Annotated in this window: 14 protein-coding genes and 1 pseudogene; 5 read left to right on the top strand and 10 right to left on the bottom strand. The window is 58.6% G+C overall.

Going from position 1 to position 14,262, the window contains the following annotated elements:
- The first annotated feature begins 157 nt into the window (after positions 1-157).
- The gene (locus IPK17_RS14610; protein WP_343418429.1) at positions 158-1,540 is read left to right on the top strand and encodes a vWA domain-containing protein; all 1,383 of its coding nucleotides are present in this window, start codon (positions 158-160) and stop codon (positions 1,538-1,540) included.
- Positions 1,540-2,675, top strand: a pseudogene (gene rffA, locus IPK17_RS14605) (dTDP-4-amino-4,6-dideoxygalactose transaminase). The gene IPK17_RS14610 and the pseudogene rffA overlap by 1 nt, the downstream one beginning before the upstream one ends.
- 132 nt (positions 2,676-2,807) lie before the next feature.
- Here the strand turns inward: rffA and IPK17_RS14600 are convergent.
- The 6 genes from IPK17_RS14600 to IPK17_RS14575 form a co-directional block, all read right to left on the bottom strand.
- Positions 2,808-3,242, bottom strand: coding sequence for a hypothetical protein (locus tag IPK17_RS14600; protein ID WP_343418428.1), 435 nt, complete (start codon positions 3,240-3,242; stop codon positions 2,808-2,810).
- Between the two features lie 16 nt (positions 3,243-3,258).
- The gene (locus IPK17_RS14595) at positions 3,259-3,792 is read right to left on the bottom strand and encodes a hypothetical protein (RefSeq protein ID WP_343418427.1); all 534 of its coding nucleotides are present in this window, start codon (positions 3,790-3,792) and stop codon (positions 3,259-3,261) included.
- A gap of 128 nt (positions 3,793-3,920) precedes the next feature.
- Positions 3,921-4,739, bottom strand: a complete 819-nt coding sequence (gene prmC, locus IPK17_RS14590; protein ID WP_343418426.1) for a peptide chain release factor N(5)-glutamine methyltransferase — start codon at positions 4,737-4,739, stop codon at positions 3,921-3,923.
- Between the two features lie 129 nt (positions 4,740-4,868).
- The gene (locus IPK17_RS14585) at positions 4,869-5,360 is read right to left on the bottom strand and encodes a hypothetical protein (RefSeq protein WP_343418425.1); all 492 of its coding nucleotides are present in this window, start codon (positions 5,358-5,360) and stop codon (positions 4,869-4,871) included.
- Between the two features lie 3 nt (positions 5,361-5,363).
- Positions 5,364-5,846 (bottom strand): hypothetical protein, encoded by a 483-nt coding sequence (locus tag IPK17_RS14580; RefSeq protein ID WP_343418424.1) that lies wholly within the window; start codon positions 5,844-5,846, stop codon positions 5,364-5,366.
- 164 nt (positions 5,847-6,010) lie between these two features.
- The gene (locus tag IPK17_RS14575; protein ID WP_502748780.1) at positions 6,011-6,280 is read right to left on the bottom strand and encodes a DoxX family protein; all 270 of its coding nucleotides are present in this window, start codon (positions 6,278-6,280) and stop codon (positions 6,011-6,013) included.
- Positions 6,281-6,510: 230 nt separating this feature from the next.
- Here IPK17_RS14575 and IPK17_RS14570 point away from each other — a divergent pair, with 230 nt between their 5' ends.
- Positions 6,511-7,119, top strand: coding sequence for a TetR/AcrR family transcriptional regulator (locus IPK17_RS14570; RefSeq protein ID WP_343418423.1), 609 nt, complete (start codon positions 6,511-6,513; stop codon positions 7,117-7,119).
- Here IPK17_RS14570 and IPK17_RS14565 read toward each other — a convergent pair.
- A complete protein-coding gene (locus tag IPK17_RS14565; protein WP_343418422.1) occupies positions 7,088-10,000 on the bottom strand; it encodes a penicillin-binding protein in 2,913 nt (970 codons plus the stop codon). The two genes, IPK17_RS14570 and IPK17_RS14565, sit on opposite strands and share 32 nt — an antisense overlap.
- A 318-nt stretch (positions 10,001-10,318) precedes the next feature.
- Between IPK17_RS14565 and IPK17_RS14560 the strand changes: the two genes are divergently transcribed.
- The gene (locus IPK17_RS14560; RefSeq protein WP_343418421.1) at positions 10,319-11,059 is read left to right on the top strand and encodes a response regulator transcription factor; all 741 of its coding nucleotides are present in this window, start codon (positions 10,319-10,321) and stop codon (positions 11,057-11,059) included.
- Between the two features lie 148 nt (positions 11,060-11,207).
- A complete protein-coding gene (locus IPK17_RS14555; protein WP_343418420.1) occupies positions 11,208-11,765 on the top strand; it encodes a Uma2 family endonuclease in 558 nt (185 codons plus the stop codon).
- 74 nt (positions 11,766-11,839) lie between these two features.
- Here IPK17_RS14555 and IPK17_RS14550 read toward each other — a convergent pair whose 3' ends face one another.
- From IPK17_RS14550 to IPK17_RS14540, 3 genes are all read right to left on the bottom strand, one after another.
- The gene (locus tag IPK17_RS14550; RefSeq protein WP_343418419.1) at positions 11,840-12,388 is read right to left on the bottom strand and encodes a hypothetical protein; all 549 of its coding nucleotides are present in this window, start codon (positions 12,386-12,388) and stop codon (positions 11,840-11,842) included.
- Positions 12,389-12,594: 206 nt separating this feature from the next.
- A complete protein-coding gene (locus IPK17_RS14545) occupies positions 12,595-13,149 on the bottom strand; it encodes a hypothetical protein (RefSeq protein WP_343418418.1) in 555 nt (184 codons plus the stop codon).
- Between the two features lie 153 nt (positions 13,150-13,302).
- The gene (locus IPK17_RS14540; RefSeq protein ID WP_343418417.1) at positions 13,303-14,262 is read right to left on the bottom strand and encodes an ABC transporter permease; all 960 of its coding nucleotides are present in this window, start codon (positions 14,260-14,262) and stop codon (positions 13,303-13,305) included.

Below are 14,262 nucleotides of genomic sequence, written 5' to 3'. Positions count from 1 at the left end.
GGTGAGGGGAACGACTTTAGAAACAGATTACTTTGATCTCACCTTATCCCTAACTGACGTTATTTAGCCCGTCATGAACGCCCCGAATGGCTAGGTTGACGGGCTTTCTGCTTCCCTCCTATAATGTCCCTAACCGTCGTGATAGGGAAGCCAAATCATGAATAAAAGGATGGTCGAATTCATCCGCGCGCTGCGCGCCGCCGGAGTCCGTATCTCCTTAGCGGAAAGTCTCGACGCGATGCACGGAGTCGACGCCGTCGGTCTGGACACCAAAGATCAGTTCCGCTCCGCCCTCAAAACGACGCTTGTCAAAGAAGCCCGCGATACCGAAAAATTCGACTACTACTTCCCGCTGTTCTTTGGGTCGCAGCAGCCCGACATGCAGGACTCGACTGAGGGCATGTCGCCAGACGACCAACAGAAACTCGACCAAGCGATGGAAGCGCTCATGGGCGACAAAGACGCCCTGCGCGAACTCCTCAAACAGCTCTTGCAGGGGCGCCAGTTCAGTCAGGATCAAATGGATCAGGCGGCGCAGCAGTCCGGGCTGGATCAGGCCTCGGATATGTCGCAGCGCCCGTGGTTTGAACGCCGCATGCAGCGCCAGTTGAACATGCAGCAGATCCAGCAGTTGATCGAAGAACTGCTGCAGGAACTCCAACAGATGGGGATGAGCCGCGAACAACTGCAAGAACTGCGCGAAATGCTCGAACAGAACGCCCAAGGCTTGAGCGACCAAGTCTCGCAGTATGTCGGCGCGAGTCTGGCGGAACGCATGGCGAATCGCGAACCCGAACCCAAACCTGATCTGCTGGATGTGCCGTTCACGCGCCTGAGCGAAGACGATATGCAGCACCTGCGCGACGAGATTCGCCGTTTGGCGGCGCGTCTGCGCTCACGGGCGGCGCTGCGCCAGAAGCACGCGAACGCGGGCACACTCGACCCGCGCCGGGTGATGCGCGCCAACATGAAATACGACAGTGTGCCGCTCGAACTTAAATACAAGACGACGCACGTCAAACCGCAGCTCGTGCTGATCTGTGACGTAAGTACTTCGATGCGCTACTGTGCCGAATTCCTGCTCACGCTGATCTACGAATTGCAGGATCAGGTCGCCAAGACGGACAGCTTCATCTTCATCAGCGATATCGTCGACATTAGTATGGACTTCAAAGAGCATCAGCCGATGGAAGCGGTCGAAAAGGTATTGACCGAAAATCGCCCCGGCTACTACAACACCGATCTCGGCAACAGTCTTAACACCTTCAAGCAGGAGCACATGGGGCGCGTGACCGGACGTACGACCGTGATCATCCTTGGCGATGGGCGCAACAATTACAACGATCCGCGCCTCGACATCATGTCGGATCTGCATCGCCGGTCGCGGCGGCTGTTGTGGTTTAACCCGGAACCGCCGTCGCAGTGGGGAAGCGGTGACAGCGATATGGTACAATACGCGCCATTGTCTAGCGGCGTGTACAAGGTGAGCAACCTGCGCGAACTGGCCGCCGCCGTCGATAAAATCCTTACGGATGGTTGATGAGCACTAAGATCCCCTTCAATAAACCTGCCATGGTCGGCACTGAGATGCAGTACATGGCGGATGCCTTGCAGCGTGGGCACATTTCTGGCGACGGCTACTATACGCGCCGCTGCCATGCCTTGTTTGAGGAACAGCTCGGCGTCAAAAGGCGCTGCTGACGACCTCCTGCACGCACGCGCTGGAAATGTCGGCGCTCATCCTCGGCATTCAGCCGGGCGATGAAGTCATCGTGCCCGATTTCACCTTCGTGTCGACGGTCAATGCCTTTGTGCTGCGTGGCGCGACGCCCGTCTTCAGCGATGTGCGCCCGGACACGCTCAATCTGGACGAAACCAAGCTCGAAGCGTTGATCACGCCGCGCACCAAGGCGATTGTGCCCGTGCATTACGCGGGCGTCGCCTGCGAGATGGATGCGATCATGGAGATCGCGAATCGGCATAACATTCCGGTCGTCGAAGACAACGCGCACGGGCTGTATGGCTGCTACAAAGATCGCTATCTCGGCACGTTTGGCGTGATGGCCACGCAGAGCTTCCACGAGACCAAAAACTTTACGTGCGGCGAAGGCGGCGCGCTGCTCATCAATGACCCGCGCTACGTCGAACGCGCCGAAATCATCCGCGAGAAGGGTACGAATCGCAGTCGCTTCTTCCGCGGTCAGGTCGATAAATACACGTGGGTCGATGTGGGGTCGAGCTTCCTGCCGTCGGATCTGCTGGCGGCCTACCTGTACGCGCAGTTGGAACGGCGCGACGATGTGCAGGGGAAACGCGCCGCGATCTGGCAGCAGTACGGCGATCAATTGCCGGGGTGGGCGGCGCAGAATGACGTGCGCCTGCCGATCATCCCTGAGTACTGTGAGCAGACCTATCACATGTTCTACCTACTGCTGCCTTCGCTTGATGCGCGCACGCGCCTGATCGAGCACCTGAAGGGGCAGGACATCCTGAGCGTGTTCCACTACTTGCCGCTGCATCTGTCGGACATGGGAAAGCAGTACGGCGGTCAGCCCGGCGACTGCCCGGTGACTGAAGACATCAGCGACCGCCTGCTGCGTCTGCCGCTGTACTACAACATGACCTCGGAGGAACAGGAGCGCGTCATCGACGCGATCACAAGCTTCAAGGTCTAGGTCGCTGCTCGCGAAATCAAATACAAACGGACGCCATTAGCGGCGTACGTTTTGTTTCTGCTGGTGTCGATCCTTACTGAATCAAAAGGGACGAGGCACTGCCTCGCCCCTACATGTGCGGTTGATACGGATTTACTTGCTGCCGCCGAAGCCGCCGCGGCTGCGCGTGTTCGGGTTGTTGTAGCGGCGCGCGCCGCCGCCCTTGCTGCCGCCGCTCGAGCCGCCACCGAAGAAACTGCGCTTCCCACCGCCGCTGCTCGACCCGCCGCCGCCGAAGAAGCTGCGTTTGCCGCCGCCGCTCGACCCACCGCTGCGGGAGCCGCCGAAACCGCCGCGCGATTCCACCTCGGGATCATCATACTGCGGCGTTTCGTCCCCGGGTTGATCATAGTAGCCGCCGCCGCGCCGACAGAAAAAGCCGCCGCCCTGGTTGCCACCACTTCCACCACCATAGTTGCTACCGCCGAACCCGCTGCCGCCGAAACCACTGAACAGCCGCGGCAGCACCATCAAACCGACCACTACAATTACGCCGAGAATACACAGCGTTCCGAGATCTAAGTCCATCGTTGTTTGCCCCCTTCTATTGAACCTGGAAACTCACCCGTTCACCGGGGTTGCCATTGACGATAATCTGCGCTTCGTATACGCCCGGTTCCAGACTGCCCGCCTGATCGGTCGCCTCGAACACGAAGTAGATGCACGTATTGTCGTAATCGCGGTCAGCCGTGATCACGTCTGCGTCTTCAATGGGTTGGCCTTCGCGGAACAGGCGGGCGAACACCGTCGTCCCCGCAGGAATATCACTGTCTTCAACCACGACGTACACCTCATCGGTTGCGGCAAACTGATCGCTGGTGTCCACCGGGCAGCCATCCGCGTCAATGTTGGATGAGACGACCACGCGCCCTAACGCGACTCCGCCCGTGGTATTGCCTTCACCGGCAATCGGCGGGTTATCGGAGAAGCCTTCGGCAGTCGGGGCACTGAATGGCATCGTCGTCGCGACCCCATCATTGTTATTCCCCTGACCCCCGAGTAACTGCGAGCCGACCACCACCAACACCAGGATGATGAGGATGCCAATGGCAATCGTGCGCCCACTGAGGCGACCCATACGCAACTCCTTATTCATGTCATTTGTAATTAAGGAGAGTATAAACGAGGAGTTTCAAGTATTACATTAGAGGTTAAGGAAAGAATTGCAGCTTGAGCGCCAACTTGCGGGGATGATCAGCCGCGGGCCTAGCGCACCATTTTGACGATACGATCATGCCCGGCGTAATCGGGAAGGACTTCGGCCAATGCCGGGTTAAGCGTTTGGGCGATTTGCAGCGTCGCCGCGCCTTGCCCCGCGCCGATCTCCAGCAGAATCAGCGCGCCGGGCTGGGTCACCTGCGGGATTTGCGCGATCAAACGGCGGACGAGATCGAGGCCGTCGCCACCGCCATCGAGCGCGAGGGTCGGCTCGTAGCGGCTGACTGCTAGCGTTGGCACTTCGTCGGCGGCGATGTAGGGCAGGTTCGCCATGATCAGATCGAACTGGCGGTCGAGCAGCGGCGTGAGCAGATCGCCCTGCATAAACGTGACGCGGGCGCTGTGACGTTCAGCGTTCTGCCGCGCGATCGCCAGCGCCGCCGCGCTCACATCGACCGCGTAGACATCGGCCTGGGGGACGAGCGCCGCGAAGGTGACTGCCAGCGCGCCGCTGCCCGTGCCGACATCGACCGCGCGCACACTGGATCGCGGTTTGGCCCACGCCAGCGCCTGTTCGAGGAGCAGTTCGGTCTCCGGGCGCGGGATCAACACGGCGGGCGTGACGGTGAAGTCGCGATCATAGAAGGCACGCCGCCCGAGGATGTAGGCGATGGGTTCGCCCGCCGCGGCGCGTTCCAGCCACCCGCGAAAACGCTCCGCTTGCTCGGGTCTCACGACCGCTTCGGGATGCGCCAGCAAGTAGCTGCGCTCCACGCCGAGCACCTCCGCGAGCAGCACATGGGCGTCAAGGCTGGGAATACGCGGACGCGCCTCCGTGAGCAGATCGCGAATAGTGGTGTCGGGCATCGGGGACTCCAGTGGGCAACAGTTGGTGGAAATTTCAACCTCACCCCTGACCCCTCTCCTTTAGGAGAGGGGAAACAAGCACGATTTCTAAGTCCCCGCGCCCTTGGGAGAGGGGATTTAGGGGTGAGGTTAAGCGGTCTTGATTGTACACAACGCCTGACGAATTTCGCCCAGATGATAGGCGCAGTGCGCCAGCACGCCGAGCGTCCCACCGATCGCGTCTTCATTGTTGAAATCGGGCATCGCTAGAATGAGCTGCTTGATCTGATCGTAGGCGGTGCGCAGCCGCTGCTTGCTCGCTTCCCACTGTTCCGGGGTGACTTCGCGCACCGTGCGCCAGATCTCGCCCCAGTCGGTCTTGCTGTGGTCGTTTTCCGCAACCCATTTATACGTGCGTTCCAGATAGAACGCCGTGTGATTCACCTGCGCGGCGAGCGTCGCGCAGTTTGCTCCAACCGGGCGGGAGGCTTCCTCCGCGCTGACGGTCGCCAGCGTTTCGAACAGCGACGTGTTTTTGTCGAGGAAGACGCCGTGGACGCTGTCAAATGTTTCGTCGAGCAGGAAGAGCATCGCCGCGACGAAGTTCTCGTGCATGGTTTTCGGTGCCGTTGGCTGCATCATACTTTAGCCGATCCAGTCCACAAGAGCCGGTGGCAACGGCTTGTTCGCAGCGCGAAGGAAAACGCTCAGCTTGGATAGAAAGATCAAGAGCGCCTGCAAATAAATATTGACCTGCATATCGATGGCCGCTGGATAGTCGCCGGGGCGCATGATGGGTTTGGAATCCACCTCTGCGTCTGTATACGCTTCCACCGTGGCTGCCATGTCCGCATCCAGTGCCTTAAGCCAGGTTTTCAGTCGGTCGCTGCTAGTAGCGATTGTTGGATCAGGGTGGCGGTAATCGAAATCTTGCTTAAAGGTCTTGAAGCCTTCCACGTAGGCATGTTCAATTTCGCCCCATTCGCGGATTAGTTCACCCAGTTTCATGTTGCTGCCGCCCGGACTAAAGGCGAGATCAGCATCACTGAGCAGAGCGAGCACTTCATCACGCATCTCGTGAGTCGGTTGAATCCACTGCCAAGTCCCTTGCATCAAGCGATTTGCCATGTGCAGTTACTCCTGTGTACAGAACACAAGTTCTAGTATAACACGGGAATGCCGAAGCGCCGATGATCCGTGAGGAAATTGGTGCAATGGAGAGAAATGTGCTTCGTCATGAGTTGACCCTGCCCTCAACCTTATGCGTTAGGGCAGGGTGAGCTTACAGGCGTTTACAGCGGGAAGGCGACAAAGCGACCGTAGGCGACGATGGCGGCGAGCACGAGCAGTACGAGATTGGGGACGACCATCGGCATCTCACCGCGCCGGATATGTGTGAGCGCCGCGCCGATCATCGTCAGCACCAGCCCGACGGCAGCCAACGGCGTCAGGATCGGCAGAATGCGTGTAACCGCGGGCAGGATCAGCCCAACCGCACCGAGCAGCTCCACGAGACCGATGAGCTTGAGCTGAGTTTCGGAAAAATCATTGGCCCACGCCATCCGTTCGGCTACTTTTGGCTTTGGGCTGCGTGAGCTTCATCAGGCCCGCGCCGACGAAAGCGACGGCGAGCAGTACTTGGAGAATCCAGAGTGCGGTGTCCATGCGATTTATCCTTTGGCAGTCATGTGTTGTTTAGGCGACAAGTGTTGTATATTAAGATAAGGAAGCTGTGATTGAAATTCAATCGACAACAACGCGGTTCTGTTGCTTAGGCAACAAAGGAGCAAAAATGTCGCTTAATCCACTGCCCACCAAAGTCGATCCCCGCATCAAACGGACGCGCAAATTGCTTCAGCAGGCGTTTCAGGAGTTGATGACGGACCGGGGATTTCAAGACATCAGCGTGCAGGATATTGCGGATCGCGCCGGAATCAACCGCGCGACCTTCTACGCGCACTTTGAGGACAAGTACGATCTGCTCCGCGCCAGTGTCAGCGATGCCTTGGAACAGCAGCTGCGCGGCGTTTTACCCGAGCATCCATTGTTCACCTTTGAAAATATCTGTCTGCTCGGGACGACCGTTTCCGCCTTTATGGGCCGTTTTTTCGGTCACTGTGGGATGAACAGTCAGAATAGTGAACAGATGCTGGTCGGCATGCAGGTGCAGCAGGATGTGCACGATCGGCTGGCGGAATGGATCGCGCGCACGCCGACCGCGCTACCCGTGCCCGATGAAGCGGCGCACGCGGTCGCGTGGGTGATCTTTGGCACGGCCATTCAGCAGAGCCGCACCAAAGACAAGGCCGCGCCGGATGCCGCGCTGGCCTTGCTGGTGACGGGAATTGCGCCGTATCTGGCGGAAGAAGCTACGAGCCAGCTCGCAAAATCTCCACGGTGAGCTGACTGCTCGACTGGTTGCCGACCGCGTCAAACGCGAACGCGGTGAACGTCTGCGTGCCAGGCGCGTCGATGCCCCACTCGAAGCCATACGGAGCCGTTTCGTCCGCGCCGAGGAACACGCCGTTCTGGTAGAACTCGACGCGGCTGATCACGAGGTTGTCGCGCGCGTCGGCTTGCAGCGCCACGACCGCGTCACCGGGGAAGCGATAGACTTTGCCAACTTCGACCGACTGTAAGTTGACCGTCGGCGCGACATTGTCGACCGTGACTTGCAGCGAGTCGCTGCTGCGGCTGTTGTCGTTCAGCACCAGAATGAGGCGCAGGCTGTACAACCCATCGAGGCTGCTGGTATCCCACTGCGCAATCGGCACTGCCGAGTCGAACGTCGTCTGCTGGCCGCCAATATCGATCCACGCGTTCGGGCTTAACCCTTGTCCGTACTGCACCTGATAGTAGGCCATATCGCGCGTGTTCATTTCCGCGTAGATGTCGACCACGCCGCCCACATAGTCGAAGAACTGTGGACGCGTGATATGCACCAGTTCAAAGACCTGCGGCACACTCACGTTGTCGTAGTCGGTCGGCGGCAGCGGCTGATTGTTCGCTTCCCACCATTCGCGCGCTTCGGCAGGCGGTACGAAGTACAGCACCTCACTGCGCGACTCGGCGGGCGTGTTGACCGTCGCCAACTGCCCGGTCTGGTTGTTGACTTCGACCGTTTGCCAGTAAGTATCGACTGTGCGCGGCTGCGTGCCGTCAATGAACAGTTCGCGCCGCACGGGACACATGCCATTCGGCAGCAAGCCAGATTTTTCGCAGACTTGCAGTTCGATGATGCTCTCCGGGCGTTCCCACGGCGTCGGCGTGACGCCGCTGTGCGCCATTTCCATCACCGCGCGCCAGACCGCCGCCGCGCCGCTCATCCCATAGGGATCGAGCGTCATGGCCGCGTTGTCGCTGCGCCCTAAATGCACCGCGGTCACCAACTGTGGTGTGTAGCCGACCGTCCAGTTGTCGAGCCGATCGTTGGTCAAGCCGTTGACGACCGCGCTCGGTCGCGAGAGCGCCAGCGGATTGTCTTCGCCGAGCGTCGCCCAGCGTGTTTCTTCATCCGCCAGCACATCATTGATCAGGTAGGCGAGCTTATTTTCGAGCCGCGGTGTGCACACGTCGAGCGTGCCGCAGCGCGTCGCTTCATCGCGGTCGTACTCCCACACAACCGCGCCGCTTGCATCTTCGATGCGCAGCACGGCGACCGGGTCACGGGCGCGGAAGTCGCGCGCCACCGGTTCGACCGGGACGCCGCGCAGGCTGCCGAGCGAGGCGAACACCGAATAGCTGTAGGCCATATCCAGCACGGACACCGCGCCGCCGCGTTCCAACAGCAGAATGTCGCTGCGATTCTCATCGAGTGTGTTCAAGCCGAGCTGATGCGCCAGCCGCAGAATGTTGGTCATACCGCGCTGATGCGCGATGCTGGCGGCGGGGGGGACGAGCCAGGCACCCATCGCCTCCCGCAGATTCAGCACGCCGCGGAACTGATCGTCCGGGTTGCTGAAGGTATAGATCAAGCCCTGTTCTGCTCCGGGATAGCTGTTCGGCACGTCGTAGACCATCGTCGCGGGCGTGTAGCCGCCCAAAAAGCCCTGCAAATACACGAACGGCTGGAGCGTCACCCCCGGCTCATGTTCCGCGAGGTTGACCGCGCCGACCATGCTCCGGACTTCCCCCGTCTGTGCATCGATGACGATCAGCGCGCCTTCGTCGGGCGGCGCGTCGGAGGTTGTTTCGAGGCGCGGCAGCAGCACCGCGGCGGCGCAGTCTCCGGCAGGCGCTTCGGCATTATTCAGCCGCGCGATCTGCACGTCGAGCACACAGGCCGACTGGTTGTACAGGTCAAGGTCGAGCGTCGTCACCACGCGCAGATCGCCGCGCGCGATCAACTGGCGACCGTCCATGCCCTGCGCGTTGAGGATCGCCTCGGCTTGGCGGCGCGCATACACAATGAAGTCGGGGGCGAGCGGCGGAAGGGTGTTGCCCCGGTCAAGGCGGGTAGTCAGGCCCTGCACACTCTCATACGATTCCTGACTGATCGCGCCGATCTCCACCATGCGCCGCAGCAGGTCGGCTTGCCGCCCGCGGGCGGCAGTTTCGTCGTCGAAGGGATTGTATTCGGTCGCGGTCGGGATGGCCGCCAGCAGCGCCGCCTCATCTAAGCTGAGGTCGACGGCGCGCTTGCCGAAATAGGTCTGCGCGGCGGCTTCGATGCCATAGGCTTCATTGGCATAATCGTTGGTATTCAGATGCCATTCGAGGATTTGCTCGGGCGTATAGCGGCGGTTGACCTCCGCCACGAGCGCGATCTCACGGGTGCGCTGTTCCACAATCGATCCGGCGTGCGACAGCAGCACGTTGCGCACCAGGCGCCCGGTGATGGTCGGGTCAGCGGGCAGGGTATCGATCAGCGTGTTCTGCCACAGCCTGACGAACGTTGTTTCAAGGCCGGGGTGCGGCGCGACGAGAAAATCGGTGTCCTCGCTGACGAGCGTCGCCGCAATCACGTACGGTGGAAGCGTGGTGAGCGGGACCCACTCACGCTCCACGCTGGTCGGGGTGTAGATCACCGTTTCACCTGTACGTTCGTAGAATTCGGTCGTCCCGGACGCCGCGAACGGATTGGCGCCAAACTCCGGCATGCCCTGAAGCGCGTTGGAGTACAACACGACCGCGCCGCCAATGGCGACCGCGCCGGGAATGCCGATCAGGATGATGGCGGCGATCGAGGCGAGCACTGTCCACACGCGCCGCTGCTGGTCACGCCGCGCCTTGCGTTCCTGTCGCTTGTTACGCCGCCGGATAATCTGGATGGCTGAACTCAAAAGGACTCCTGAAGACAGTGGTTAGCTGTTTGCAATTCGCCGTTAGCCAAAGGCGTTGGCAGTTAAGCATGGATGTGAAAGCTATTCATAGCGTGACAGATCTACCCAGTCCGATTCGTCACCCTAGTGCATAAATGTTACAGCAAATCGACTGCTGATCGCCAATCGCTCTCCGCGAATCGGGTTTGCCACACATGCGTTATTCGGGATTAAACCTCAATTATCAGAGCATGAACACTACTGGATTTATTGTTACATTCGTTGTATATTCATTACAACAGGAACATTTCCTTTCGTTAGATTGAGAGAGGCTCACACATGGGTAAAACCAAAATCCTGCTTGTTGAAGATGATCCAGCCATCAACAAGCTCGTCACCGACTATATGACCTCACGTGGTTTCGAAGTCACGTCATTCCTTGACGCGCCGGAAGCTCTCGATCATGTTCAGATGCGTGGTTTGCCACACATTGCGCTGATTGACCTCCAACTTCCTTCCATGCATGGGTTTGAACTCAGCAATCGCCTGAAGTCGATGGCCGATGTGCCGATCATCTTCGTGACCGCCTACAACGATACGGAAACGGTCGTGCAGGGTCTGAAGAAATACGCGGAAGATTTCATCGTTAAGCCGTTTGAACTCCGCGAACTCGAAGCCCGTACGCAGGTCGTTTTGGCGCGTATGCCCAGCCTCGACTATGCCAGCGAACCGATCATTCGCATCGATGATGGTCTGAATATCGACTTCGCCCACAACCGCATTGTCGTGAACGGCAAGCCCTACGGCCTCACGCCGACTGAATCGATTCTGCTGCACGTGCTGCTGCGCAATGCGGGGCGCGTGGTCGAAAATCGCATGCTGATCGCCCGTGTGTGGCCGTCGGAAGAAGTCTACGAAGACACGCTGCGCGTGCACATGCACCGCCTGCGCCGCAAGCTCGAAGCGGATTCGCACCACCCGCACTACATCCGCACCGAACGTGGTGTCGGCTACATGTTCACCGTGCGTCCGCCCGAAGGCATCGCCTTTGAAGGCGAAGAAGCGCTCGTCGAAGAATAGCAGCCCCTCTCTGGTCGCGGTCAGCCGGGCGTCGGAAACTCAACTTTCCGGTCGCTGACCGCGAGGTCTTTCCCCCTGATATTCCGCTCGACATGACAATCTCGCTGAATTGCCCGATAATAGAGGCAGATTGAGTGAGGACTGGCTGATGGTCACGACCCCGAACCTACGCAAAATGACAGTCGAGGAGTTCGACGAGTTCGTGCTGCTCCCCGAAAACACAGACAAACACTTTGAATACATTGCCGGGGAGATTGTCGAAGTGGTTTCGAACATGTATTGTTCTATTGTTGCCGCGATGATCATCCGATGGTTAGGAAAATACCTGATCGAAAATGGCGATTTTGGCTGGTTGAGCGCACCCGATGGCGGATTCAAAGTGCTTGGCGATCGCTACATGCCCGACGTGGGTTTTATCCTCAAATCGAAATATCCTAAAGCACCGCACGAAACGTGGATTAGCCTGCCGCTCGATCTGGCAGTCGAAGTGATTTCGCCTTCCGACGACGAACACGACGTTCGTGCCAAAGCCTTCAATTACCTACGGGCGGGCGCGGTCGTGTGGATCGTCGACCCGGACAAGAAAGTCGTTCAGGTGCTGACACCCGAGGCCGCCCCGCGTCTGCTCACGCTCAACGATACCCTCGACGGCGGCACGCTGCTGCCCGGTTTCACACTCCCGGTCAAAGACATCTTCCCCGAATAGAGTCGGCTGTTTCTAAATCGTATGAATCAAAAAGCGCCAGTCGGTTTGACTGGCGCTTGTCTTATCCGCTACCTTTACTGGGCATTGACCACTGTGCGAGCGTGTTCGGAGGTTGTCACCCGGCGCATCATTTGCGTCTTGGTGACAATCCGCCCGCCGCGCACGGTCGCACCGATGACCAGCGCCGCGCTGATCAGGATGAAGTCCTTGACCACGTATTGGCCTTCCAGCGTCCACACGAACGGGAACACTTCCCACATGCGACCGGGCACAAACAACAGCGGCGACATTGCGCCCGCCATCTGGAACAGATTCAGGATGATGATGCCGCGCAAAAAGCGCCCGGTGATGTAGCCGAAGCCAATAGCGACTTCCATCGCGCCGATGACAGGCACGATGAACCCATCCATGAAGTCGGGCATGAGCGCGCGGATCAGCGGCTCAGCCGGGCTCGCGCCGGGGATAAGTTTCAGCGCGCCAAACCACACAAAGATCACGCCGACCGAAATGCGCAAAAAGGTGATGCCGTGCCGTGCCAACCAGTGCACGATGGTGCGATCCACTGTATCGAGACAAATCCCCAAAAGATCTGCATACCGCTGCAGGAAGCTGTTGCTGTTCATGTGTTGCTCTCCACTTGATGCTGTTTACGGGCATCATTACACCATAATCAGGCAGCGCGATCACCGCACCAACGACCGGAATTCGACTGGTCGTAAAGAGCGAGGCCGTCTTCCGACGCATGACGGATCAGAGGTAGCCACATGGATAATCTGGTCGGAAATTATGCACCGCAAACAAAAAGGACAAGGTTTTCGCCTTGTCCTAATCAATGCGTTTGATGAGGATGCGAAGAGCCATCTAGAAAGGGACTCTCCTCACGGAGGGCAATTACAGACCAGACCTGCTTGCGTGTGTGGTAGAACCGATAAGGATCGTGGTTTTTCAGCAACAGAAATCTCTTTTGATTAATTTTGAACCGCAAAGAATCGATCTCTATCCAGTAACCGGGCAAATTCGCTCTTTGTCCTTTTATTTGTTGACTGATTCGTCCCTCAACGGTTTCGACCGAGCCGCGACGGATCGTGTTTAGCGGTCGTACAATGTTCTCGATGTACAGCCATAAAAGGATTGCTCCAGACGCCATACCTCCGACAAGTGCATAAAGTGGACTGTTGGGATACGAGATAAAGATAATTAGCGTCACAAACAACATAAACGGAACTGTTGCCAGCAAAAGCACTTTCCAAGCGTAAATATCTTCTCTAATTATCAGCTTCTGCCGATTACTCATTAGGCCCTTGGAATTGGACTCCAAATCAACCTCGTCAAAATCGAAGGTTTCCATCAACTGCTCAGCGTATTTCTTCGTCTTTTCAGCCATGTTTCCCAACCCCTTCTGTTCTCCATTTATACCGGTGTTGGCATCTATAGGCGAACAAGGTTTTCAGGTCATCAAAGTGTGGGAATAGCTCACGCAGCAAAATAAAAAAGAGGGCGAAGACGCCCTCTCTAAATCCAGACTACAGAAAGACAGTTAGTTCCGGTTCAGCCGGGGGTCGAGCGCGTCGCGCATGCCGTCGCCGAGCAGGTTGAAGCCTAACACCGTGAACATGATCGCCAAGCCGGGGTAGAACACCAGATGTGGCGACGTGAACACACGGTTGCGCGCTTCGCTGAGCATCGCGCCCCATTCCGGCTGCGGCGGCTGTGCGCCGAGACCGATGAACGATAGCGCGGCAGCTTCCAGCACCGCGCCGCCGATGCCGAGCGTGCCCTGCACGATCAGCGGCGTGAGCGAGTTCGGCAGAATGTGGCGAAAGAGAATGCGCTCATTCGTCGCGCCGAGGGCGCGCACGGCTGTGATGTATTCAAATTCGCGCGTCGCGAGTACGCTGGCGCGGGCGAGACGGGCATACTGAGGAATCGAGACGAGCGCGATGGCCAACAGCGCATTTTGCAGGCCGGGACCGAGCACCGTGACGATGGCGATTGCCAGCAGCAGCGATGGGAAGGCCAGCAGCACATCCATGATGCGCATGATCACGTTGTCGATCCAGCCGCCGTAAAAGCCCGCAACCATACCGAGCAGCGAGCCGACGAAGATCGCGACGGTCACGCTGGTGAAACCCACGACGAGTGACACGCGCGACCCGTAGAGCAGGCGGCTGAACTGGTCACGAGCGTTGAGATCGAGCCCCATGTAATGCTGCGGTTCGGTCTCCGCGCAGCCGAGCAAATGAATGCAGGGCGCGCGCGCCGGGAGCTGACCTGTATGTCCCGGCTGACCAATCATCGATTGCAGCGGGTCATGCGTGGCAAGGTTGGGCGCAAAAATGGCGATCAGGATGAGAATGACGATCAGGATCATGCCGAGCACGGCACTGCGATTGCGGAACAGGTACTTGAGCGTATCCCGCAGCAGGCTGGAACGAGGTGCTTTCTTGACCTGCGAGTCTTTTTTGAGTTGAGTGACGCTGGGGTTCGCCTGAGCCAT

Source organism: Candidatus Flexifilum breve, from assembly GCF_016713355.1.
This window is presented reverse-complemented; position numbering and strand designations above follow the sequence as displayed.